A 24,024-nucleotide genomic window follows, 5' to 3' on the forward strand; every position below is an offset into this window, starting at 1 on the left:
CGGCCAAACGCACCTCGCGCACTTCACTTCTCTATGGTAAATCTCACCCGCTCGCGCAAGCCGCGCGTGGGCACCGGTTCTTCGTCGATGATTTGTGGGCGGAATTTCCACTTGGCTACGGCGCGCAGCGCGGCCTGATCAAAAATGTTCTCCGGCTCGGCGTAAAGCACCTGCAGGTTTTCGGTGGTGCCGTAGGCGGTGACGTCGTATTGAATATCCACAAAACCCTCAATGCCACGCGCTAAGGCGCGACGTGGATAATCGGGTGCGAGCATGACTTGTTTTACCAAGCCGCCTCCGCCGACATGAATCTTCGGTTTCTCTTTGATCACGCTGGTGCTAACCGGGCCAGCAAAAACTCCTCCCTCGGCTTCTGGCGGAATCCATGTGTTGTCTTCGGGGGTTTGCGGTTGCTCCATGGGTTCGGGGGCTTTGGTGATTTCCTCGAACTCGTCCACGATTTCTTTTTCCGGCATCACAATATCAATTACCGGCACGGGTGCAGGGTCATCGATCTCAACATAATCGGTTTTTATCAGCAGGTGCATGCCGTACACCAGTGTCAGTGTCATGCAGGCGGCCAGGGGCAGTGCGCCGGAAAAACGGAATCCGGGGTGAAATTCAGAGCGAGCGATGCTTGCGGTGTTCATAGACACCCTCCTGTTTTTTCAGTTTTTTGGTTTGAACGGTGCGCCGCCGCGCCGGTGCGCGGTTGCGCGGGAGATGGACGTCAGGTGTCCGGTGGATCAGTCTGGATCTGGAAACGGTAGTCTTCGGTCAGGCCGGTCAGCTGCACCGGCTGGCCGTTCAATAGTGGCGCCCGGTAGCGGGACTGCTGCATGGCGTCAATGGCGGCTTGCGTAAGTGATGCGTGTGGCGATTGCAGCACCCGAATATCCACCGGCCGGCCCTCGGCATCGATGGAAAAGCCGAGCCTGACCACGCCTTCTATGCCCCGCCTGAGTGCCGCGCGTGGGTAATCGGGTGTCACCAGAATCATGGGCAGTATGCCGGGAAGATCCGGGCGGCCTACCTGAATGTCGGCTGCTGGGCCGCCGGCGTATGTGCCGTCGATAGCATCTGCACGCGCCAGTACCCGCACTTGCTCCATAGGTTCGCGCGCAGGCCGCTGCGGTTCGGGCAAAAGCGTAGGGAGCGGCGCGACAGTGAGCGCGTCATCTGGCGCCAGCGTGGGCTCAACGGTTTCCTGCGGCAACCAACGCCAGGTGATCTGATGGCTCGCGGGCAGTGGGGCAACCGGTTGCAGGTGCGCCACCGCCAGTAACGCAGATAAACCAAGCGTGATCGCCAAGCCCGCGGCCAGACTCTGATGATCGCGCGTATCCCGGTCGAGATTGTCATTCAGCAAACACTGAACGCGTTGAAACAGGGGCGAGCCGTTCAGCGCCTGGCTGGGCAGGTCCTGTTGCAGTGTGCGCGCCGACGCGAGCAGCAGATCGGCGTAGTCTTCGGGTTTATTGCGCGTCGCCAAGACCCAGTCATCGGTGGCGCGCTCGGCCAGTTGGCGCTGGTTGGCCGCCAGCCACCAGACCGGCAGAAGGGGCCAGAATAACGCGCAGATAATCCGGCCAGCGATACTTAAGCCCCAGTCATTGCGCGCCACGTGGCCGAGCTCGTGCAGCAGGGCCAGATCCTGTGCGGCAGCAGCTTGTTGATCGAACCGGGTGGGCACCAGTAACGTGGGCCGGCGCCAGCCCCACACCTGCGGATGCGCGATGGCGGCGCTGGTTTTCACGCATACGGGTTGGCTGATACCACTCAGCTTGCGCAGCCAGTCCAGCCGCGATTGCGCCTTGCTGGGTGCTGCTGTGCGGTCGATGGTGCGTAACAGCCAGAGCCCCAGCAGCAAATAGAACAGGATAAACAGGGCGCCAAACAGGTAGGCCGCAATGACCACCTGAACCCAGGGTTGCTGCAGCAGGCTCGCGACTGGCACCAGGCTCCAATGGTCGCTGTGCGTGGTGATGCGCAGGCCGATGCCCTGCAGGTAAAAGGCGGCCAGCAACACCAGTGGCAAGCCGGCCAACAGGGCGCTGGCGAGAAAATGCTGATGGCTGGCCGACCGGTGTGCTGCCTGCCGGACAAAGAACGCGCCCAGGAGCGTAAGCAGCAGTGGCTTGATCAGCAGGTTGGCGAGCAGGTTGGCCGCAATCATCGGGATCAGTCCTGGGATTGGCGCTTTTTCGCGCGGGCTTTGGCAATGGCGGCTTCGAGTTCGTCCAATTCTGCTTCGGATAACTCGTCGCCCTTGTCGCCCAGTAACGCAGATGTGGCCTTGGCCACCGAACCGTCAAAAAACGTTTTCAGCATGCGAGAGAGCGCGCTGGTCTGCGCTTTGGCGCGTTCCTGTGCGGCTTTATAGAGGTACCTGGCGCCGTCCTGGCGGTGGGTCACCAGCTCTTTTTCCAGCATCCGCGCCAGCAGAGCCCGTACCGAGGAGTAGCTGGGCGGGTCGGGCATCAGGTCCTGCACTTCCTGCGCGCTGGCTTCACCCTGCTGGTAGAGCACATCGAGGATTTCCCGCTCGCGGCGGCTGATCTTGGGGGGTGTCATTTGGATTCCGGTCTCCTGCTAATTTTTTAGCACTGTGCTAAAAAATTAGCACTTGGGTGAAGCCGGGTCAAGTGGCTATGGCGGTGTTTTGCTTACCAAGGCTTGCAAAGGTTCAGAAAGCGCAACCCTTAGGTTGTACATGTCGCGGATAAATGACCAGTATTTGACCTTTCACCCAACCGTCAAAGCTGCGAAAATAGCGCCCCTTTTTAAGCCCCAGCCAACGCTGGACGCCAACCGAGCCAAACCCGAAGGAGCCCTTCCATGGCCTCACGCAAAGACCTCGCCAATGCCATCCGTGCACTCAGCATGGACGCGGTACAGAAAGCCAAATCCGGTCATCCAGGTGCCCCCATGGGCATGGCCGATATTGCCGAGGTGCTGTGGAACGACTATCTGAGCCACAACCCGGCCAACCCGGCCTGGTCTAACCGCGACCGCTTTGTGCTGTCCAATGGCCATGGCTCCATGCTGATTTATTCCCTGCTGCACCTGTCCGGCTACGACCTGCCCATGGACGAGCTGAAGCAGTTCCGCCAGCTGCACTCCAGAACCCCGGGTCACCCCGAGTACGGTTATGCCCCCGGTGTGGAAACCACTACTGGCCCGCTCGGCCAGGGCATCACTAACGCGGTGGGCATGGCCATTGCCGAGAAGTCGCTGGCAGCTCAGTTCAACCGCGACGGCCACGCCATTGTGGATCACTACACCTACTGCTTCCTGGGCGACGGCTGCATGATGGAAGGCATCTCGCACGAAGCCTGTTCACTGGCCGGCACCCTGGGCCTGGGCAAGCTGATTGCGTTCTACGATGACAACGGCATTTCTATCGACGGTGAAGTGGAAGGCTGGTTTACCGACGATACGCCCAAGCGTTTCGAAGCCTACGGCTGGCATGTTATCCCGGCGGTGGACGGCCACGATGCCGACGCCATCAAGGCGGCTATTGAAGCGGCCCGCGCCGAGCGCGACAAACCCACACTGATTTGCTGCAAAACCATCATCGGTTTTGGTTCGCCCAACAAGCAGGGCAAGGAAGATTGCCACGGTGCGCCACTGGGCGACGATGAAATCAAACTCACCCGCGAAGCGCTGGGTTGGGCGCACGCGCCGTTTGAGGTGCCTGCTGATGTTTACGCCGGTTGGGACGCCAAAGCCAAAGGCGCCGAGCGCGAGCAGGGCTGGAATGCCCAGTTTGATGCGTACAAGGCAGCCCACCCTGCACTGGCCGCCGAATACGAGCGCCGCGTAATCAAGGGTGAATTGCCGGCCGATTTCGCGGCCAAAGCCGATGCCTACATTGCCGAAGTGCAGGCCAAGGCCGAGAAAATTGCCTCGCGCAAAGCCTCACAAAATGCACTCAATGCGTTCGGCCCCTTGTTGCCGGAACTGATGGGCGGTTCGGCCGATCTGGCCGGTTCCAACCTGACGCTGTGGAGCGGCGCCAAAGGTCTGACTGCAGACGACGCCAGCGGCAATTACATTTTTTACGGCGTGCGTGAATTCGGCATGGCGGCGATCATGAACGGCATTGCGCTGCACGGCGGTTTCGTACCTTACGGTGCCACCTTCCTGATGTTCATGGAATACGCCCGCAACGCGGTGCGCATGGCTGCGCTGATGAAGCAGCAGGGCATTTTTGTGTTCACCCACGATTCCATCGGTCAGGGTGAAGACGGCCCTACGCACCAGCCCATTGAGCAGGTGGCGAACCTGCGCATGACGCCGAACCTGACCACCTGGCGCCCGGCCGATGCCACCGAATCGGCGGTAGCGTGGAAAGAAGCGCTGCTGAAAAACGACGGCCCGACGGCACTGGTGTTTTCGCGCCAGAATCTGGACCCGATTGTGCGTACACCGGATCAGGTGGCCGACATTAACCGCGGCGGTTACATCCTGAAAGATTGTAAAGGCGAGCCCGAGGCGATCATCATTGCCACCGGTTCCGAAGTGTCTCTTGCACTGGCGGCGGCCGAACAGTTGACCAGCCGTGGCAAGCAGGTGCGAGTGGTATCTATGCCATCCACCAACGTGTTTGACGCACAGGATGCGGAATACAAAGAAAAAGTATTGCCATTGTCTGTGCTGCCACGCGTTGCAGTTGAAGCCGCACACGTGGATTTCTGGTGGAAGTATGTGGGCCTTGATGGCCGCGTAGTGGGCATGACCACCTTTGGCGAATCTGCACCGGGTGCAGCACTGATGGAGCACTTTGGTTTCACCGTGGACAATGTGGTGGCCGCGGTTGACGAGTTGCTGGACTGATATTTTTTATTCTCTGGCCCATCCGTTGCTGATGAGCGGGTGGCAGGGTGGACGTGAAGGGGTGTCGCCGACAGGACGTCGGCGTCAAGCTACAGGGATGTATTCGCGCGTCCCCGTAACGTCCACCCTGCTACCCGCGGGCCAGGCTAAAAGGCGCTTTTAGCGTCTCCCATTGCAGGGGCATGCATGGCGATACGGGTTGCAATTAATGGCTACGGCCGCATTGGCCGTTCGGTATTGCGCGCGTTATTTGAGGCGCAACTGGCTGGTCGCGCAAAAGATCTGCAATTGGTGGCCGTCAACGAGCTGGCCGACCGCAATACCATTGCTCATCTCACTCGCTACGACTCCACTCACGGGCGCTTTGCCGGCCCGGTGGAACTGGTGGGCGAGGAGCGCATCCGCATTGCCCAATGGGATATGCAGCTGCTGCACGAAGAAGATCCCTCACGTTTGCCCTGGCGGGAACTCGACATCGATCTGGTGCTGGAATGCACCGGCAGTTTTGATGACCGCGCCACCGCGCAAAAACACATAGATGCCGGCGCAAAACATTTATTGTTTTCCCACCCCGCCACCAGCGATGTGGATGCCACCATTGTGTATGGTTACAACCATCAGCAACTGAGCGGGCGCGAACATATCGTGTCCAACGCCAGCTGTTCCACCAATTGCATTGTGCCGGTGATTCATTTGCTGGATGAAGCGCTGGGCATTGAATCCGGCATGCTCACCACGATTCACTCGGCCATGAATGATCAGCCGGTCATCGATGCCTACCATCACACGGATTTGCGTAAAACCCGCTCGGCGTTCCAGAGTATTATTCCGGTGGATACCGGTCTGGCGCGCGGCATCGACCGGTTGTTACCAGCACTTGCCGGCAAATTCGAAGCGCAGGCCATGCGCGTGCCGGTGGTGAATGTGTCGGCCATTGATCTGAATCTGGTGGTGAAAAATGCCTCCGATGCGCAAGCCATCAATGCCCTGATTCGCACCGCCGCGCAGGAAAAATTCAGTGGTGTATTGGGCTATACGGATGAACTGCTGGCGAGCTGGGATTTTAATCACGATGCCCGTTCCGGCATTGTGGATGGTGGCCAGACCCGGGTGGCGGGCAAACACCATGTGAAGGTGCTGACCTGGTTCGATAACGAATGGGGCTTCGCCAATCGCATGCTGGATACCGCCAGTTATTGGGCAGATAAGTTTTAAACAAAAAACAGTCACACAAAATTTAATTTAACGATCAAGAGGAAAGTTTCATGGCTGTAAAGCTGATGAAGGACCTGAACTTAAAAGGCAAGCGCGTTCTGATTCGTGAAGACCTGAACGTGCCGGTAAAAAATGGCGTGGTCACCAGCGATGCCCGCATCCGTGCCGCACTGCCTACCCTCGAGCTGGCACTGAACGCCGGCGCCAAAGTGATTGTGATGTCGCACCTGGGCCGCCCGGAAGAAGGCGTGTTTGACGATGAGTCGTCTCTGGCGCCGGTCGCCGCGCACCTGGGCAAATTACTCGGTCGTGAAGTGCCGGTAATCAAAGACTGGCAGGCCGGTGTAGACGTGGCTGAGGGCCAGCTGGTGTTGCTGGAAAACGTTCGCTTTAACAAAGGCGAGAAAAAAGACGACGAGGCTTTGTCAAAAGCCTATGCGGCTCTGTGCGATGTATTCGTTATGGATGCATTCGGCACTGCCCACCGCGCGCAGGCGTCTACCCATGGCGTAGCTAAATTTGCCCCGGTCGCCTGTGCCGGCCCCTTGCTGGCGGCAGAGCTGGATGCGCTTGAAAAGGCGCTGGCCAAACCGGCGCGCCCCCTGGTGGCGATTGTGGGCGGTTCCAAGGTTTCGACTAAACTGACCGTACTGGAGTCACTGTCGGACAAGGTGGATCAGCTGATCGTGGGTGGCGGTATCGCCAATACCTTCCTGGCCGCCAGCGGCAAGAACGTGGGCAGGTCCCTGTGCGAGCACGACCTGATCGATACCGCCAAGGCGCTGATGGCCAAAACCGACATTCCGGTGCCGGTGGACGTGGTATGCGGCAAGGCGTTTTCAGAAACCGCCAAAGCCGAAGCGAAATCCGCTGACAGCGTGGCCGATGACGACATGATTTTTGATATTGGCGCCCAGACCTCGGCCCAATTGGCCGAGATCCTGAAAAACGCCAAAACCATCATCTGGAATGGCCCGGTGGGGGTGTTTGAATTTGACCAGTTTGGCGAAGGCACCAAGGCCCTGAGCCTGGCCATTGCCGAATCGCCGGCCTTCTCCATTGCCGGCGGTGGCGACACCCTGGCGGCGGTGGACAAGTACGGCATTGCCGACAAGGTCTCCTATATTTCCACCGGTGGTGGCGCTTTCCTTGAGTATGTGGAAGGCAAGGTATTGCCTGCGGTTGCGATGCTGGAATCGCGCGCGGCGGAATAGCATCTGACTGCGATGTTTCCGGCCCCTGAGGGTGAATACCCTGGGGGCGTCGACCGCAGGGACGCGGTCGTCGAGCTCCATGGATGGATTCACGCGTCCCCCAGGGTGTTTGCCCTCAGGGGCAGCGCGATAGTGAATTGAGTACCGCTGACAAAGCGCCATAAGAGCGCCAGCACAAAGAATTAACAACACTACAGACCGGCTCAGTCGGCACTACACTTACGAGAAGGCGCAAGCCTACAGAGAAAGAGAAGGACACAGCCATGGCATTGATCAGCTTACGACAGCTGCTGGATCACGCCGCCGAGCACAACTACGGTGTGCCGGCGTTCAACGTGAACAACTTAGAGCAAATGCGCGCTATTATGGAAGCCGCCAGCAAAACCGATTCGCCGGTGATTGTGCAGGCCTCCGCCGGTGCGCGCAAATACGCCGGTGCGCCGTTTCTGCGTCACCTGATTCTGGCGGCGATTGAAGAATTCCCGCACATTCCCGTGTGTATGCACCAGGATCACGGCACCAGCCCCGCCGTGTGCCAGCGCTCCATTCAGCTGGGCTTTTCCTCTGTGATGATGGATGGCTCCCTGAAAGAAGACGGCAAAACCCCGGCTGACTACGACTACAACGTACGCGTAACCCAGCAGGCCGTGGCCATGGCGCACGCGTGTGGTGTTTCGGTGGAAGGTGAACTGGGTTGTCTGGGCTCGCTTGAAACCGGCGAAGCCGGTGAAGAAGATGGTGTGGGCGCTGAAGGCAAGCTCACCCACGACCAGATGCTCACCGACCCGGAAGAAGCTGCCGAATTTGTGGCTGCCACCAAGGTGGATGCACTGGCGATTGCCTGTGGCACCAGCCACGGCGCCTACAAGTTCACCCGTCCACCAACCGGTGATATTCTGGCCATCGACCGCATCAAGGAAATCCACGCCCGCATCCCGTCCACTCACCTGGTCATGCACGGTTCTTCGTCTGTGCCGCAGGAGTGGCTGGCGGTGATCAACCAGTTTGGTGGCGATATCCCGGAAACCTACGGTGTACCGGTGGAGCAGATCTGCGAAGGCATCAAACACGGTGTTCGCAAGGTCAATATCGATACCGACCTGCGTCTGGCCAGTACCGGCGCGGTGCGTAAGTTCCTGGCAGAAAATACCCGCGAGTTCGACCCGCGCAAATTCCTGGCCAAAACCACCGAAGCGATGCGCGATATCTGTATCGCCCGCTATGAAGCGTTCGGCACCGCCGGTCAGGCGTCGAAGATAAAAACCATTAGTCTTGAGGATATGTACAAGCGCTACGAAAGTGGTAGCCTTGACCCGAATATCAAATAACCTCCAGGGACGCCAAGCGGCAGCCGGGGTTCAACCGGCTGCCGTTTTTATTCATGCATCAACCGTTAGCGGAAGATAACACGGCCATTCTCTCGGCCATCGATCAACTGGTACGTCAGTGGCGTCCGCTCACCTTTATTCCCAAGCAGGATCAGCAGCTCTCTGATTCCGACACGCTGAATGCGTATCTTTCTTATTACGGTCTCGATCAATTGCCTGCTGCGCAGCACGGCTTTGGCTTTCTGAACGTGTCTGGTGACCGCATCTGTACCCAGTATTGGATGCCGGAAAAACCCTACGGCAAATTATTTCTGGTGCACGGTTACTACGATCATGTGGGCCTTTATCGTCACGCCATTGAATTCGGTTTGCGCCACAATATGGCGGTGGTGGCGTTTGATTTACCCGGTCATGGTTTAAGCGATGGCGAACGCGCCACAGTGGACGACTTCGAACATTACACCGCTGCGCTGGCCGATGTGTTTGAACAAGCGAAAAAATTGCCGGTGGCAGGCCCGAACGTGGGCCTCGCGCAGAGCACCGGCTGTGCGGTGCTACTAAAGTACCAGCTGGATCGTGCCTCCTGGTTCCAGGCCGAAGCGACGTTTACCGCGCAGATTTTTCTGGCGCCCTTGGTGCGACCCAAAGGCTGGAAGTTTGGCCGCTTTGCCCATTGGTTGGTGTCGCCCTTTATGGCGAGCCTGCGCCGGGTGTTTTCACAAAACTCCCACGACGAACAATTCCTTGAATTGATTCAGCGCGATCCGTTACAGCCGCGCATTTTGTCCTTGCGCTGGGTGGGCGCCATGAAACGCTGGATTGCCCAGGCCGAGCAGGCCAGTTGTCTGGATGTGCCGACGTTAATGATTCAGGGCAACGAAGACCACACGGTGGATTGGCGCTACAACGTGCCGTTGTTGTGCACTAAACTGCCGCGCCACCACATTTACTGGTTGAATACCGGTATGCACCAGTTAATCAATGAATCGCCTGAGTTGCGCGCGGAATACATGGCGGTGGCCGATTCTTTTGTAGACAGCTTTCTGCGCACCCGCAAACCTCATGAAGCCGCATGAATATCCGGCAGTAGAAGCGTTGTTGCTCGATCAGGTAGGCGCCACCAGTGATATGCCATTTGGCCCCGAGGTCATTTGTTACCGCGTGTGCGGCAAAATATTCGCCATCCTCGCCTGGCAAGACAGCCCCATGAACCTGAATCTGAAGTGCGAGCCGGGGCGCGCCATGTTACTGCGAGAACAGTTTGCTGCCATCAAACCCGGCTACCACATGAACAAAAAACACTGGAACACCCTCACATTGGACGGCTCGCTGCCCTTGGATTTTATCCGGGAAGAAATTCACCATTCCTATGAGCGCGTGGTGGCCGGGCTGAAAAAATCCGAACGGGAATCGTTGAAAGGACCTCGAGCATGAAGAAAATCATTGGAATATTTTTGACAGTTGCACTGGCGTCGGGTGCCCATGCCGACACGGCCCGGCAAGCGCAGCTGCTGGTTCAGAAGTACCCGGTCGTGGATGGGCATGTGGATCTGCCTTATCGCTTGCAGGAACATTGGGACGATGTGGCCGTGCGCACCCGGACAGGTGATTTCGATTTTGAGCGCGCGCGCGAAGGTGGTCTGGATGCGCCATTCATGTCCATCTATATCCCTGCCACAAAAGAGGGTAAAGGCGCAAAAGCGCTGGCCGACACGCTCATCGATCAGGTGGAGGCGATGGTCTACCGGAACCCGGAAAAATTTGTCATCGCGCGCACTGCCGACGACATCCGCGCAGCGCACAAGGCCGGAAAGGTCGCGCTGCCTCTGGGCATGGAAAACGGCGCGGCAATTGAGGGTGATCTGGCCAACTTGCAACACTTTTATGAGCGCGGTATCCGCTATATTACGCTTGCCCATTCGAAGGCCAATCACATTTCGGATTCGTCCTACGATAAGACCAAGATCTGGCAGGGGCTCAGTCCCTTTGGTGTGGCGCTGGTAAAAGACATGAACCGCCTGGGCGTTATGGTAGACGTGTCCCATTTGTCGGATGCAGCGTTTTATCAGGTGCTGGAAATTTCCCAGGTGCCGGTGATTGCCTCGCATTCGTCCTTGCGCCATTTTACCCCGGGGCTTGAGCGCAACGTGGACGATAAAATGATGAAAGCGCTGGCGAAAAATGGCGGCGTGTTGATGATCAATTTCGGCAGCTACTTTGTGCACCAGGCGGCGGTTGAATGGAATGATAACCATGATGCGGCGGTTGCAGCCTTTGAAGCCTTGCAGGGCGAAAATCTGACCCCGGAGCGGCGCGCTGATTTTGACCGGCGCTACAAAGAAAAATTTCCCTACCCCTACGCTACGGTTGCGCAGGTGGCAGATCATATCGACCGTGCGGTTCGGATAGCCGGTATCGACCATGTGGGACTGGGCTCTGATTACGATGGGGTAGGCGATAGCCTGCCAGTGGGCTTGAAGGATGCGTCTAGTTATCCGAACCTGGTGGCTGAATTGCTCAAGCGAAAATACCCGGAACGTGACATTGCCAAAATTCTCGGTGGCAATGTGCTGCGGGTGATGGAAGCGAACGAGCAGTACGCTGCCGGCAAATAGCGGAGGGCTGCATGGCGACGCGCGAATCAACTTCCAATGCGGCCCGCTGGTTTGTGGGCGCGTCCTTGTTCTCTCTGTCTGCTGCATTGGTGTATTTTTCCTTGCAACTGGCGGCGGTGGTGACCGCGGTGGATAAGCTGTTGCCAATGGTGCCCCAGCTTCTGGCGCAATCGGATGACTGGCGGGAGGAGGTCAACAGAGGTATCAGCCTTGCTGAAACCCAAACCCCCGTTGCGCTGGAGACGTTCGATCAGACCCAACGCTGGCTTGAGATGCAAACGCCAGAGCTGTTGCAAGAAGTGGCCGCCATCCGTGTGCTGGTCGATACTCAACTACCGCCCCTGGTGGCACAGGTCGATCAGTTGCAACAACAATTACCGGCACTGTTACAGGAATCCGCCGCTTTGCGCGAAGCGCTGCCCGGGATACTTGCAGAGTCGGCCGCCATCCGCGCTTCGGTTCCCCCTATTCTTGCCGAAAGTGCGGCGCTGAGAAGCGATGTTCCGTTGATGCTGGCACAGGCAGGTCAGCTTGCTGATAAAGCTGGTGAAGCGGGTCGAAAAGCCACGCAAGGCGCGGTAACCGGTGTGTTGCGAATGCCGTTTGATATGCTGCTTGGCGCCGGCGACTTACTGTTCGGCGGTAAAAAGTTAAGCGATGAAGAAGTATCAGCATTGACGGCGGCAGGTGCCAGACTACTTGCAGACGGTGCGGCAGCCGGCGACCGGGAAGCATTTTCTGCAGCCTCCGGGCTGACCGGTAGCCTGACCATTAAAGAAAAAATTAACAACCAATGCTGGCGAATTACCGCCTATGGCGGCCACCCGGGCAAACCACCAACGTCCTCGGATTTCAAAGCGTGCCTCAACGATGCAGGCGAGTGGGACTTTTCTTTATGGGATAAAAAATGAAGAATTTAATGATCTGTTTCAGCGCCGGCGCCATCGGCGCGCTGGCCAATAGCCTGGCGGTATGGGCGTTTGGTTATTACGGCGTGAGCCAGAGCATGGGCGTGGCCATTGCGCCGGTACTGACCGCGCATTTTCTCTACCCGCGCATTGTTTGGGGTGGGCTCTGGGGTTTGTTGTTCGCATTGCCACTGGGCAGCCGGGGATTTACTCAGGCGGCGGTGTTCAGCCTGTTTCCCACCGCGTTTCAGTTGTTCGTGGTGTTTCCTTATTTTATGGGCAAGGGCGTCGCGGGTTTATCGCTGGGCACCATGACACCCGTGTTGGTATTGTTTTTTAATTGGATCTGGGCGCTGGTTACGATGATGAGCTTACGGTTGGCGCGTTAATGGCGTTGTAATTGTTAGGTGCCGAGGTGGAATTTGAAGGTGGAATGCGCTGCGCTTATTCCACCCTACGTTCGGGTTCGGGTTCGGATTTGGGTAGGGTGGAATAAGCGAACGCGCATCCCACCACTGTACTATTTCCAAGCTGTAGGAATTCGACGCCGTTGCACGGTTGCAATAATCGCTGAATCAGAGGGTTTTGCAGCAAGCCGGGTTGATCGGGTTTGGTTATAGTACTGCAGTATGTTCGTACTGAATTGTAGCAGCTGCTTATCTGTTCGTATCGCTATCCTTTGGTCGGCTCTGCATAGCGTTTTTCAGGAAATCACTGATGGCTGAAAAGACCTTTTGTTTTGAGCCAGGTAAATCAAAATAGTGGTCCTCATCAGCGAGTTCGACCAGCGTAACAGGCAGGCCCAGGCTTTTGGCATTATTGTGAAGCCGATAAGCATGTTCCACAGGGGCGCGCTCATCCTTGCTGCCATGGATAATGAGTAGCGGGCCCATATCTTGGTTTATGCTGGCGACTGGCGATAGCCGATAGAGCATTTCGGGCTCATTTGCGGCGTCACCCAGTTGTTCCATTAACCAGTTGAACTGACGCCTGCTCATACTGGTGTCCTGCATCAGTAGGTTAAGATCTGAAACACCGGCGGCACTGAAGGCACATTGAAAAACCTCTGGATGTGTTGCAGCCAGTTGCGCGGCTGCATAGCCTCCATAGCTGAAACCACCAATACATACCGGCAAATGCTTGAACCTTGGAGTGTTGAGTGTCTCTTGGGTCGAAGCCAGAATGTCGTTCAGCATGCCTGTGCTCCATTCGGCTTTACCGGCTTCCAGAAATGCCTTGCCGTAACCTCCGGATCCTCGATAGTTGACTCTGACGACGACGAGACCCTGGCGCGCAAAAAACTCTGCTTGTTGGTCGAAGTAAGGAGTATCGTATGCTCCGATCGGTCCGCCGTGTATCAGTACCAAGAGACCTTGTGGAGCCACGTTCCGAGGGTAAGTTTGGAAGTAATTGATACGTTGTCCATCACGGTTGATGAAACGACTGTCTGTTTGGCTGTAGGGCGTTGGATCGAAGTGAGGCAACCTCATTAACTGTAGTGTTGTTCTTCCATTTTTATCGATTATTGAAAATTTTCCAGGATGACTACTTGCTTCGGTATATCGAAGGGTGTGGGTGTCGTTGGGGCTGCGGGCAATTTCCACTGATAACTGATCGGACAATTCGAAATTGTTTTCGTTATTAGAAAAATAGATGTCGCCTATACGGCCTTGATTAATCACCGTCGCTCCGATCAGCTCATGGTTGATCTGGCTTTGAATAAGCTTGATGATCTTTCCGTCGCTATGGGTTTCAAGCTGGGTGAATGAATGACTATGGTAGTCTATTTCATATAACGTCTGGTTGTAATCGTTTTCCTTGAAAGTTGCATAGTATCGATCCTTGGTGCCGTTGTATCCGATTGGAATTAAAGAATCTAACGACACAGTGGGTTCGTCCTCCTCTCCCAGCTTCCATGTATAGACCGATCGTTCGCCTTGTTGGTTGAATTGCGACAGTTCCATGACTTTGGTGTCAGTAAATTTTAGTGCCGCACTGGGTTGGTTGTTGTGAAAAAACCAACGGACTACATACCCATTTGTAGTTTGTATTTTGTTCTTGGCGGTGACCTCGCCGGCATCTATCAACCGGAATTTTCCGGTACTGCTGGGCGCAGAAAGTATTGTGTCTGGATTGAGTGAGTAGACACTTGAATTTCGACTGCTTCGTGCAAAAAGAATGCGGCCTTTCTCTGCGTCGATGTGACTGATCCAGCCTTCAGATTCAATTTCTTTGAATTGATTAAAAGTTGTCTGATCTTCGCTTATCTTTAACAGGTAGCGCTTTATCTGGGATCGCGTGTTTTCCAGGTTGCCAATGCCAATAACTTCCTGACTCAGTTCAATTAATAGAACGCGTTTATTCACCCATTGAAGGTTCTGTAACCGGTGCTTATTAAGCTTAAGTTGGTTGAGATTAAAGGGCTGGCTAATGCGGGTTTCGGAGTGTTTTACATAGATTTCGCTGATACTGTCCTTTTGCTTTGCATAGGCGAGCTGATCGCCATCTGGACTAAGCCTTACAAAGCTTATTTCGGTAGCGTCAATGATTGACTCTGCTTTGCCCTTCCCTGCAAAGACTATCATTAAAAGCGCAAATAAAAGGATACGAATCATGATTTGATGTCAGTCGTTGATTTCTGAAAGGATTTCAACAGCTTCTCCTGTGCAGGATCTCTCATGGCGCGGCCATTGATCTTTTCCATTGATTTGAGCGCAGGGGCTAACTGGCTGAGAATCTGTGGCCATTGTTCGAAACCGCGATTGTGAAGCTCTACCTTCACACTGTGTTCGCTTCGTAGTTTATCGATGGCGAGATGCCCTGCATAAGCAATCGAACCAGGTTCAACTATCAGGCGCCAGCGTTCGTCGTCCTCTCGGCCAAGAGAATACGGCAAATTGAAGTATGGAATTTCTATGGTGGTGATTTGGTATGTGCCGGCTGGCAGCACTACATAAACAAAGCCTTGACTGGGTGCATTGAATTCAATGGTCCGTGCTCCGGCGTAATCTTTACCTCTGATGCTCCGTAGTGGCAAGGGCGCCAGATATATTTTGGTGGTTTGCGTTTTAACGTCCAGTGATAACACCAGTAAACCCTGATTGGATTCAATATTCGCGGGAGATTGCAGTGACTGCAGAGTCAGACCGGCAGAGCTCACATCAGCAGAAACGAGCAGTGTATAAAAAACAACCAAAAAAAATCTGTAAAAGTCAAATTTCATGGTCTGTAACCATTTCCTTTGCTTGTGCATTACTGCAATAGGGTGTCAAATGATTGCGGGAATTCAACCGAGTATATCCTTGGAGGACTTTGCATTGAAGCAACAAATTAACCGGATTCTGGTCGCAGCCGGACTCATTTTTCTGGCGGGCTGTGCAGGTCAGGTAAACATGAACCCCACCATCGAGTCGGCACATGACATAGTAGCTGAAAGGGGTATTGTCGTCGCCCGGGTCGTGAACGCCGGCAGTTTCCAAATGCCATTCAATCAGCTCACCTTAACACCGGAAAATCTCAATGCGTCAAAGACCATTAAACCGGAGCGACTGACAGCAAAAGACCAGTTTAGCGGCGGTTATACCGTGTTCGCCGCTCAGGTACCACCCGGTACGTATATGGTGTCCGATGTCCGGTCGTTTTATATCATTGGCGACTACATCTACAGTAAATTTGTTTCTGCACCGGATGATTTGGGCACTTTTACCGTTGAGGCGGGGCAAGTAACTGATATTGGTACGCTAGTGCATTATCCGAAAAGTATGGGCGAAAAATATCAGGACATATTATTGCGGGTGCCCGAACAACATGCGTCGACTGCACTGGATGCACACTTTGCTTTCTTAAAAGGGCGCTTCAACAATCCAAATCGGTGGAATGAAGATGGCTTGGCATCGGATCGTGAATTACTCTTCAGCCAGGTAGTACAAAGCCCCGTGTCCTATACAGACAAGCTGAAATTGAGTGATGGCAGCGTATTGTTCTTTAACCGTTTGGGCACGGTTTTAGAGCGTGACCCCGCCGGAAATTTCAGCGCGGGTGGTGTTACTTCCAATCTGGCTTTCACCGATGTAAAGGCATTGAGTACGGGTGGGTTAGTGGTCGCAGCTCCCGAGGGTAAGGTTTTTCATCGCGACGCTGGTAAACAGTGGCATGACTGGTCATTAGATGCGGACCTGCACGTACATGCGGTCAGGGAGGTAAACGAAGGGGCAATCGATGTGTTGACGTCCAGGAATGATGAACTGATTGTATTCAGGCGTGATAGTCAGGTATCCACCTGGCAGGAAATGAATCGCTACAACTATATCAAGGGATGGGCGTCGCTACCGCGTGTGGTTGACCCCAGGAAATCGTCCACCAAAAAAATCTATCCACGCAGAATATTGTCCGCCAATTTTTTTAGTGACAATGATCAGACCTGGGTAAAGATAACGACTCAATCTATGGCCAGTCAGGCGGCATTAGGCAGCGGCGGGGAGCCGGTATACTTCCGTTTTAATAGTGCAGATTGGACTGTTGGCAAATTTGAAGATGATCCTGACGATATCTATCTGATGAACGCCGGACTCAGGACGCTCAAAGTAGAGCGCAGTAACTCATGGTGGAGTGGTGCAAATATAGACTTTTTCCGGAAAGATCAGGCTACAGATTCGTGGGTGGAAATCAGCAAGAAACTACTTTTCTGTAAAGAGGAGGTGACAACTAATCTGGCTTGTACGAACGGAAGCAAAGCAGTAAAAAGCAAGTCGAAAAGTTTTTACTTTAATGGTGCGCCGTTGTTTTCAGATGATCTCAATGCAGTCGCTTCCGTAAGTGTTTCCAACTATGATTTCTGGACTTCAGAGCGAAGTTCAGAAAGCTATTTGGTTACTACCAATGACGGCGGGCAGACCTGGGCCAATACAGGGAAAGCCTTCCCGAAAGAATACTGCACGGCTTTGGTTCCCGAAGTTACAGACCGGTTACTGATCAGTTGTAACGGTGCCACGCTGGACTTTTACGAGTCGGCGGATCAGGGCGAAAGCTGGCAGCAAGTGCGGTATCACGAGGAGTTCTGACGTGCCATGCCCGGGCGTGGTTGAAATTTTATATCACTTCGCCGGGCGTCGGATTGAAAGGGTGGCCGCCATCCACCCTTTCACTTTGATCAGGGTGCCGGCGTGGGTTTTAATAACTGACCCCAGCGTTGATCCCCAGCCTGTTTGTTCAGCTGATTGCCAGACCAGATTAGCGCACCATTAATCCACACATGTTCCACCACACCATCAGACCGGTTCACCATTTGCTCGTGCTGAAACGCGTCGCGATAGACCCGTTGGGTATGTTGGTCGCTGTTATAGCTGAGCAATTCGTCAGGATTTATCAGCACCAGATCGGCGCGAGCGCCCTCTGCCAGTGATCCGGCATCAATGCGGAACAGGTCGGCCGGGTCTTTGGTGAGCCGCTTGACCATGTAGGCGGTGTCCTCGTCGCCGCCGAGCGCGGCCAGTTGCAGGGCGCGCAGGTTGCAATCGTAGAAGGCCATGTTGGTGAGGTGCGCGCCACTGTCGTTGAAGCCCGGCAGCAATTTCGGGTGCATGATGAGCTTTCGCACTGTGTCTGTGTCGCGATTGGCCGAAACAGTGTACCAACTGAGTTCCGTATCAAAGCTGCGCAGCATTTGCAGCACAAAATCCGCTTCATCGTCGACTTCGGAAAATTCAGACTGGATTAATTTCAGCGATTCATCGGGCTCCAGATAATCCAGTGTGCCTGCATTCACCAACTTGACCAGTTCAAAAATCTGTTGAAAGGTTTTACCGTTCCAGACAGCAATGGGGCAGCGGGCGATTACCATGTCGGCCAGGGTACGGGTCAGGGCGTACTGTTCCAGTCGCAACCAGCGTTGCAGTCGGGCAAAAGAAATGCCCTGTTTGCCCTTAAGCCACATGCGTTTGAAGTTGGCGATGAAGGTGGAGTCTTTCAACAATGCCTGGCGGCCAACGCGGTCCTCCAGATCCAGGGCATTGAGTTGACGCAACTCGGGAATTTCTTCTGCCAGCGGGGTGATGGCGCCATCCGCCCAGACTTTGAATGGCGCCGCCAGTGCCTGCAGATGAAAGTCGCCGGCCAGCAGTTTGCTGTTCAGCAGGTTGGCCATTAACTTGCCGAGTCTGACGATGTTGCGGTTGCTGTGTACATCGAGCGCGGCCACGACCGTGGTGGTCAGCGGTTTTTGGTGTAGCTTGCCCGAAGTCAGTAAAAACGTTTTCAGTGTATTGATGGGGCTGTCTTTCGGTGGCGTGCCTTGCCAGATCGCATTTTTTTCACGTACCACATCGGTGAGTGCCTTGATCTCTTCAAACGGTGCAAACTGGGTGGGGATGGTTTTGTGGGTGTTGGGTTCATTGGCCAGGTAGTGGAACGGCAACGCATCGGTAGAAAATCCCACGAAGCCCGCATCCAGTGCATCGGCCAGCAACTGTTGCATGGTCGCCAGCTCGGCCGGGGTGGCGTGGCGGTTGATGCTGTCATCAAAACCCATCACTTCAATGCGCAGCATGGAATGGGGCATCAGCACTGCCACGTTGGGTCCCATGGCCAGCTGTTGCAGGTGCGCCAGGTATTCCGCCGGGGTTGACCAGGTGGCTTTGTCGGCGCAGGCACGCAGAACGGATTTGGGAATGTTCTCCACGCGTGCGAAGCAATCCACAATGGGATCGGCACTGCCTTTACGCTGGTTGCCGAAGGCCAGGCCGAGGCTGCAGTTGGCGATGACTACGGTGGTGGTGCCATGGCGTACCGACTCGGGCAGCGCGGGCTCCAGTTCCAGCTCCAGATCGTAGTGGGTGTGGATATCCAGCAACCCGGGCATCAACCATTTACCCCCGCCGTCGACCACCTGTTCCGCGTGTGCGGGGTCGAGTTGTGGCGCGATGGCGGCGATCCGGCCCGCCTTGATGGCGAGGTCGCCGATGAAGGGCGGGGCGCCGGTACCGTCAAAAATCTTGGCTCCGGTAATCATGGTATCCCACAGCTTGGTCATGCGTTGGCCTCCTGTATCGTCAACCGATTATGCGGTGTGTGCCGCGGAATGCCAACGCAGATCCGAACGGCAGCTGCCCGCGTAACCAGTCTGCAACGTAATGCGGAGATGGTGTTGTGAGCCCAATAGCAGAGCAAGTCCGGCAAGCGCTTATCACCCGGGGGCTTGAAACCCCGATGGTGGGTAACAGCCTGCCTCCAAGCCAAAAGCGCGAAGCCATCGCCGGCCATGTGCGCGGTATTCTGACCACGTTAGGGCTGGATCTTGCCGATGACAGCCTGTGTGAAACGCCCGAGCGCATGGCGAAGCTCTACGTCGACGAGTTGTTTGCCGGGCTGGATTACGGCCAGTTTCCGAAAATCTCCCAGATCGAAAATAAAATGGGTGTGTCGGAAATGGTGCGCGTTCAGGACATCAGCGTGATTTCCACCTGCGAACACCACCTGATCACCATCGATGGTCGGGCCAAGGTGGCGTATATTCCCGGTGATAAAGTGCTGGGCCTGTCGAAAATCAATCGCATCGTACGGTTTTTTGCCCAACGCCCACAGGTGCAGGAACGTTTGACCCAGCAGATCCTGGTGGCCTTGCAAACTATTCTGGGTACAGAAGATGTGGCCGTGCACATGGCTGCGACCCACTATTGCGTGAAAGCCCGCGGTGTGCGGGATGCCGAGTCCTTTACCGAGACCCAGGCACTGGCCGGCGCATTCAAGCGCGACCCGGGACTGAGAGCAGAATTTTTACGTTGACGTGTTACACTCCGCGCACTTGTTTCTGAGGACGTCGCGTGAATTACCTTGCCCCCGGTCTTGCACTCTTGTGTGCAGTGTTTTGTCATCAATCGGTCGCGCAGGCATTTGCGCCCAAGACAGCCGGCGTGTCCGGTGATGTGTTTCTTGGCGTAATTTATCTGAGCCAGTCATCCAACTTATCGGCCAATGACGATGCCGATCCGTTGCTCACCGACTACGCCTCCAGCCCCGACGCCACCTCGCGCGGTTTGCCCGGCATCATCGGCAACATCGCGTATACCTTCGAGGGACTGGACCAGCAGATCTATGCGGGGGTCAGTCGGTCCAATGCGGCGCAAGGGCGGTTTGCCGGGGAATTCGGCTATCGGCGCTTCCTGCAAAGCGGCGCGGTATTCGAGGCGGCCTATATTCCGTCGCTGTTGCCTGAAGATGTCTGGCAGGACCCCTACTTATTGAACCAGACCCGGACCAAAACCGACCAGCAATTGCACGCGGTGCGGGCCAAGCTCGAGCGCATCAGTGGCACCGGGCTAGGTGTGGAAATCGGTTACGGGCAGTTGGACGTCAAGCGGGAAACCAGTGGCAGTAGCCTGGCACCCGAACAGCAGGCGATATTGAAGCGCGATGGTGAGTACGGGTATCTGGGTGTGGAATTTTTACTGCCGCTCGGGCGCGCGACGTTTTTCACCCCTTCTGTGTATATGTTTGATCGCAACGCCGATGGCAAAGCGAATTCCTTTAACGCCTTTGGCGCCGAGTTCCGTTTGTTTCACCGCACAGGACGGCACAGTTTTATTGCCAACGCCGGTTATGAATTTTACGACTTTGATGCGGTTAACCCCGTGTTTGACGAGCGCCGCCAGGACAACCGCTTCAAGCTGTTCACCTCTTATCTTCTGGCTGAACCCTTCGGTTGGCAATCCACATCTTTCACGGTGCTTGCGAGCCTGAATGATCGCGACAGCGATGTGGATTTTTTTGATGAGTCAGGGCTGTTTGCGGGGGCGGGGTTTACTTACGCGTTTTGATCAATGGGGTCAGAGCAAAAAATCGTGAGAGGTGAACAAACTCCGAAGATAGGTGGTGTGATTTTTTGGTCTGACCCCGCACGACGGGCTGACGTGCTAAAACGCCCAGGTAAAACCGGCGCGGTAAGTAAAATTCTGTTTGCGCGCGCCTTCCTGTTCCAGAAAATCGCGGGTGTTGCCGTGGCTGGTGATCCAGTTAATGCCCACATAGGGCTTAAACCAGGGTGATGCCACATAGCGCAAGCGCAGGCCCACCTCGGCATAGCTCAGGCCTTCGCCGGTCGCCGTCTCGATATCATCCTCAGTGTGAAACAGCAGCTCCGCTTTGGGGATCAGTTTCCATTGCGGCGCCACTTCCCAGAAATGCTCGATGCCCAGCAACAGGCCCTGATTGTCGGGACTGACAAAACCGGTGATTTCGTAGGCCGTGCCGGCGTCAGATTCGGCCAGCGCCGACAACACGCCCCAGTGGCGCTTTGGGTCCGGGTAGTGATCCGAGCGCACCCCGGCGCGCAAGGTCCAGGTGTCGTTGGCCGCCATCTGGCCCAATACCTGGGCTTCGTGCGCGCCAAGGTAGCGATTGGGAATTTCGGCTGTACTTTTTATCACCAGCGCCTGGTCTGCAGCATTGCCGATAAACAACTCGGCGTCCCAGAGCGCCAGGCCCTGACTGCGCAATTCAAATTGGTCGAACTCGCCGGAAAACTCAATATCGTCGGCCAGTGCCAGGGCGGGCAAAAGACAGGCAGTGGCTACAAGGGAATACTTCAAAGGTTTCTCTCCCGTTGGCTGTGGCGCGCAGTGTGGGGCAGTACATACCCCGGTTCAAGTAGTAAAAAAGTGTAATTTATGGCGCCGGATTTGCCCGTGCCATTGGCATTGGGCAGGGGCTAGGCGTTACCATGGCTGTCCGACAGGAGGTCGACTATAACAATGACTGATTCCAGCACCCATATACACCGCCGGGCCTGCCACTTGTGCGAGGCTATCTGTGGCATCGAAATCCATACCCGCAACGATGAGATTGTGGCCATCAAGGGCGACAAGGACGACCCCTTAAGTCAGGGCTTCATTTGTCCCAAAGCGGTGGCACTGCAAGATATCCATCAGGACCCGGACCGCCTGCGCCAACCTATGCGCCGCACGGCCAATGGCTGGCAGCCCATCGGCTGGGAGGAAGCCATCGCGCTGGCGGCCGATCGCCTGGTGGCGGTGCAGGCGCGCCATGGTGATGATGCAGTGGCCATCTACGCGGGCAACCCGTCGATTCATTCGCTCGGGATCTGGATGTATTCATCCCTGACCACCCGCGCGCTCAATAGCCGCAACCGCTTCTCTGCCACCTCGGTGGACCAGTTGCCGCACCACATGGTGGGGCTGTTGATGTATCACCATTGGCTCAGGGTGCCGGTCATGGACCTGGATCGCACCCAATGGGTAATGATGCTGGGCGCCAACCCGGTGGCTTCCAATGGCAGTGTAATGACCGCGCCCAATATGCCCGGCCGGCTGAAAGCGTTGCGCCAACGCGGTGGCAAGCTGATTGTGGTCGACCCGCGCAGAACCGAAACTGCGGAGCTGGCAAGCACTTACTTACCGATTGAGCCCGGCAAGGACATTTACCTGTTACTGGCCATGCTCAACCACCTGTTCAGCAGCGGCCAGATTGACCTGGGGCGTTTCAGCGGTCGTGTGGCCGGGTTGGACATACTGGACGAACAACTGCAGCCGTTCACGCCGGCATTGGCAGAAGCCCACACCGGCATAAGCGCTGACCAGGTCCGCACCCTGGCCGATGAGCTCGCCTCCACCCCGCGCGCCGCGGTATACGGGCGTATGGGGGTGTCCACCCAGGCTTACGGTACCCTTTGTCAGTGGGCGATCCAGCTGCTCAACCTCTTGACCAATCACCTGGATGTGGAAGGCGGCTTGATGTTGCCTAACCCGGCAATTGATACCGCGGGCCCGGGCACTAACCCGCAAACCTTTAACCGCTACCAGTCGCGGGTGCGCGGGTTGCCGGAATTTGCCGGCGAGTTTCCGGCCGCCACCATGGCCGAAGAAATGCTCACCCCCGGCGAAGGCCAGGTGCGGGCGCTGGTCACCATTGCTGGCAACCCGGTATTGTCCACACCCAATGGCGGCCAGTTGGACGACGCCCTGGCGGGACTGGATTTCATGGTGGCGGTGGATTTCTATCTGAATGAAACCACCCGCCATGCGGATCTGATACTGCCGCCGGTCTCGCCGTTGGAGCGCGACAACTACGACCTGGTGTTTCACGCGCTGGGCGTTCACAACATGGCCCGCTGGTCGCCGGCGGTGTATGAGAAATCCGACGGCGAACGCCACGACTGGCAGATTTTTGGCGCCCTCGGCAACGCCATTCGCGAGCGCAAGCAGCAGCCCACCAAAACACTGGTGCCCCCGGCCGAGATGGTCGATGCCATGTTGCAGTTTGGCGGCAAGGGGCTCAGTCTCGAAGCCTTACAGGCGCAACCCAGCGGCATCGATCTGGGCCCGCATGTGCCGCGCATGGCGGCGCTGTTCAGTGCCGAACAACCTCTGATGCTCGCGCCCGAACCCATGCTCGACGGTCTGGCCCGACTACCGGTGCAGCCACAGCCCGCCGCGGGCTTGCGTTTGATTGGCCGGCGCCACATCCGCTCTAATAACTCCTGGATGCACAATTATCACCGATTGGTGAAAGGTAAAGCGCGCGATCACTTACTGGTGCACCCCAACGATTTGGCCGATCTTGGCATTGCCGATGACAGTTGGGTGGAAGTGCGCTCGCGCACCGGCAAAGTGCTGGCGCAGGTACAGGCCAGCCAGGAAATGGCGCGCGGCGTGGTGAGCCTGCCGCATGGGTACGGGCACGACCGCGAAGGGATTCGCCTGAATATTGCCTCGCGGCAATTGGGCGCCAGCGTCAACGACCTCACCGACGACCAGTTGCTCGATTCCATTTCCGGCAATGCGGCCGTTAACGGCGTGTTGGTGAGCCTGCACAAGGTATCAGAAGCGGCCGTGGACGATCGCAAACGCAAGGCGGTGTCCTGACCCGCCGATTGGCCAAGGCCTGGGCATTTAGC

20 protein-coding genes are annotated in these 24,024 nt (G+C 56.1%); 13 read left to right on the forward strand and 7 right to left on the reverse strand.

What is annotated here, in order from left to right; all coding sequences use genetic code 11:
• Positions 1-23 precede the first annotated feature (23 nt).
• From M5M_RS13465 to M5M_RS13475, 3 genes are all read right to left on the reverse strand, one after another.
• Positions 24-650 (reverse strand): energy transducer TonB, encoded by a 627-nt coding sequence (locus M5M_RS13465; protein WP_015048043.1) that lies wholly within the window; start codon positions 648-650, stop codon positions 24-26.
• An 80-nt stretch (positions 651-730) separates the two neighbouring features.
• Entirely contained in the window at positions 731-2,176 is a 1,446-nt protein-coding gene (locus tag M5M_RS13470) for a TonB family protein (protein ID WP_015048044.1), read from the reverse strand.
• A gap of 5 nt (positions 2,177-2,181) precedes the next feature.
• The gene (locus M5M_RS13475) at positions 2,182-2,574 is read right to left on the reverse strand and encodes a BlaI/MecI/CopY family transcriptional regulator (protein ID WP_015048045.1); all 393 of its coding nucleotides are present in this window, start codon (positions 2,572-2,574) and stop codon (positions 2,182-2,184) included.
• A 264-nt stretch (positions 2,575-2,838) separates the two neighbouring features.
• Here M5M_RS13475 and tkt point away from each other — a divergent pair, with 264 nt between their 5' ends.
• From tkt to M5M_RS13520, 9 genes are all read left to right on the forward strand, one after another.
• Positions 2,839-4,839: a transketolase gene (tkt, locus tag M5M_RS13480; RefSeq protein WP_015048046.1), complete on the forward strand. Its 2,001-nt coding sequence runs from the start codon at positions 2,839-2,841 to the stop codon at positions 4,837-4,839.
• Between the two features lie 186 nt (positions 4,840-5,025).
• A complete protein-coding gene (locus tag M5M_RS13485) occupies positions 5,026-6,054 on the forward strand; it encodes a type I glyceraldehyde-3-phosphate dehydrogenase (RefSeq protein WP_016389528.1) in 1,029 nt (342 codons plus the stop codon).
• Positions 6,055-6,104: 50 nt separating this feature from the next.
• A complete protein-coding gene (locus M5M_RS13490; protein ID WP_016389529.1) occupies positions 6,105-7,268 on the forward strand; it encodes a phosphoglycerate kinase in 1,164 nt (387 codons plus the stop codon).
• 263 nt (positions 7,269-7,531) lie between these two features.
• Positions 7,532-8,596, forward strand: coding sequence for a class II fructose-bisphosphate aldolase (gene fba / locus M5M_RS13495; RefSeq protein ID WP_015048049.1), 1,065 nt, complete (start codon positions 7,532-7,534; stop codon positions 8,594-8,596).
• A 53-nt stretch (positions 8,597-8,649) separates the two neighbouring features.
• Entirely contained in the window at positions 8,650-9,672 is a 1,023-nt protein-coding gene (locus M5M_RS13500; protein ID WP_015048050.1) for an alpha/beta fold hydrolase, read from the forward strand.
• A complete protein-coding gene (locus M5M_RS13505) occupies positions 9,659-10,030 on the forward strand; it encodes an MmcQ/YjbR family DNA-binding protein (protein WP_015048051.1) in 372 nt (123 codons plus the stop codon). Before M5M_RS13500 ends, M5M_RS13505 begins: the two co-directional genes overlap by 14 nt.
• Positions 10,027-11,211 carry a dipeptidase gene (locus M5M_RS13510; RefSeq protein ID WP_015048052.1) on the forward strand — a complete coding sequence of 395 codons (1,185 nt, stop codon included), beginning with the start codon at positions 10,027-10,029 and terminating at the stop codon, positions 11,209-11,211. Before M5M_RS13505 ends, M5M_RS13510 begins: the two co-directional genes overlap by 4 nt.
• A gap of 11 nt (positions 11,212-11,222) precedes the next feature.
• Positions 11,223-12,122 (forward strand): hypothetical protein, encoded by a 900-nt coding sequence (locus M5M_RS13515; protein WP_015048053.1) that lies wholly within the window; start codon positions 11,223-11,225, stop codon positions 12,120-12,122.
• The gene (locus tag M5M_RS13520) at positions 12,119-12,508 is read left to right on the forward strand and encodes a hypothetical protein (protein WP_015048054.1); all 390 of its coding nucleotides are present in this window, start codon (positions 12,119-12,121) and stop codon (positions 12,506-12,508) included. The genes M5M_RS13515 and M5M_RS13520 overlap by 4 nt, the downstream gene beginning before the upstream one ends.
• A 267-nt stretch (positions 12,509-12,775) precedes the next feature.
• Here the strand turns inward: M5M_RS13520 and M5M_RS13525 are convergent, their stop codons facing one another.
• A complete protein-coding gene (locus M5M_RS13525; protein WP_015048055.1) occupies positions 12,776-14,734 on the reverse strand; it encodes an alpha/beta hydrolase family protein in 1,959 nt (652 codons plus the stop codon).
• Positions 14,731-15,342, reverse strand: coding sequence for a hypothetical protein (locus M5M_RS13530; RefSeq protein ID WP_015048056.1), 612 nt, complete (start codon positions 15,340-15,342; stop codon positions 14,731-14,733). Before M5M_RS13530 ends, M5M_RS13525 begins: the two co-directional genes overlap by 4 nt.
• Before the next feature lie 94 nt (positions 15,343-15,436).
• Here M5M_RS13530 and M5M_RS13535 point away from each other — a divergent pair, with 94 nt between their 5' ends.
• Positions 15,437-17,179, forward strand: coding sequence for a hypothetical protein (locus tag M5M_RS13535; protein WP_144062456.1), 1,743 nt, complete (start codon positions 15,437-15,439; stop codon positions 17,177-17,179).
• An 89-nt stretch (positions 17,180-17,268) separates the two neighbouring features.
• On the opposite strand, the gene M5M_RS13540 is transcribed toward M5M_RS13535, so the two are convergent.
• On the reverse strand, positions 17,269-19,146 hold the full coding sequence (locus M5M_RS13540; protein ID WP_015048058.1) for an N-acyl-D-amino-acid deacylase family protein: 1,878 nt from the start codon (positions 19,144-19,146) through the stop codon (positions 17,269-17,271).
• A gap of 116 nt (positions 19,147-19,262) precedes the next feature.
• On the opposite strand from M5M_RS13540, the gene folE reads away from it, so the two are divergent.
• Together folE and M5M_RS13550 are read left to right on the forward strand one after the other, a co-directional pair.
• Positions 19,263-19,898 (forward strand): GTP cyclohydrolase I FolE, encoded by a 636-nt coding sequence (gene folE / locus M5M_RS13545; protein ID WP_016389534.1) that lies wholly within the window; start codon positions 19,263-19,265, stop codon positions 19,896-19,898.
• 38 nt (positions 19,899-19,936) lie between these two features.
• Entirely contained in the window at positions 19,937-20,929 is a 993-nt protein-coding gene (locus M5M_RS13550; protein WP_015048060.1) for a DUF2860 family protein, read from the forward strand.
• A gap of 96 nt (positions 20,930-21,025) precedes the next feature.
• Here M5M_RS13550 and M5M_RS13555 read toward each other — a convergent pair whose 3' ends face one another.
• Positions 21,026-21,700 (reverse strand): copper resistance protein B, encoded by a 675-nt coding sequence (locus M5M_RS13555; RefSeq protein WP_015048061.1) that lies wholly within the window; start codon positions 21,698-21,700, stop codon positions 21,026-21,028.
• 162 nt (positions 21,701-21,862) lie between these two features.
• Here M5M_RS13555 and M5M_RS13560 point away from each other — a divergent pair, with 162 nt between their 5' ends.
• A complete protein-coding gene (locus tag M5M_RS13560; protein WP_015048062.1) occupies positions 21,863-23,992 on the forward strand; it encodes a molybdopterin-dependent oxidoreductase in 2,130 nt (709 codons plus the stop codon).
• Positions 23,993-24,024 lie beyond the last annotated feature (32 nt).

The organism is Simiduia agarivorans SA1 = DSM 21679, from assembly GCF_000305785.2.
Classification (GTDB): Bacteria; Pseudomonadota; Gammaproteobacteria; order Pseudomonadales; family Cellvibrionaceae; genus Simiduia; species Simiduia agarivorans.